Source organism: Bartonella sp. AP57NXGY (assembly GCF_042195805.1).
Classification (GTDB): domain Bacteria; phylum Pseudomonadota; class Alphaproteobacteria; order Rhizobiales; family Rhizobiaceae; genus Bartonella.
The window spans coordinates 1-710 of sequence record NZ_JBHIOZ010000520.1; the positions used below are offsets into that span (position 1 = coordinate 1).

A 710-nucleotide genomic window follows, 5' to 3' on the forward strand; every position below is an offset into this window, starting at 1 on the left:
GTGACAGATGCTTTTGAAGCCCTCATGCATGAAGAGAGGGCTTATGCAAATGATGGGAATTATACAGACAATTTTGCCAAAATCTCATCACTGACATCAAAATTGGCATAAACATTTTGCACATCATCATCTTCTTCTAATGTTGAAATCAGCCGTAAAACGGACAAAGCTTTTTCTTCATCTATTGGTGCAAGGGTGGTGGCTTTCCAAATCGTTTTAATCGATTCTGCTTCACCAAGTTTTGCTTCAAGTGTTTTGGAAACTTCACCAATATCTTCAAAGGCGCAGGTAATATGATGTCCGGTTTCTTCTGATTGCACATCTTCGGCACCGGCTTCAATTGCTGCATCCATGATGTTATCGGCTGTCCCTGCTTCTGGCTTATAGATTATTTCACCAATCCGATTAAACATGAAACTGACCGATCCTGTTTCCCCTAAGGCTCCTCCTGATTTTGTGAAGGCGGCGCGCACATTTGAAGCGGTGCGGTTGCGGTTATCGGTTAAAGCTTCAACAATGACGGCAACGCCACCTGGTCCATAACCCTCATAGCGTACTTCATCATAATTTTCGACATCGGCGCCTGACGCTTTTTTAATCGCGCGTTCAATATTATCTTTCGGCATCGATTGTGCTTTGGCATTTTGAACAGCCAGCCTTAAACGTGGATTCATGGCTGGATCAGGAGCACCTTGTTTTGCTGCTACGGT

1 protein-coding gene is annotated in these 710 nt (G+C 43.9%); it reads right to left on the reverse strand.

Annotation, left to right across the window (positions count from 1 at the left end):
- Nucleotides 1-59: 59 nt before the first annotated feature.
- The coding region (locus ACFIL8_RS11800) for a YebC/PmpR family DNA-binding transcriptional regulator (RefSeq protein WP_375689970.1) at nucleotides 60-710 on the reverse strand (651 nt) is incomplete at its 5' end.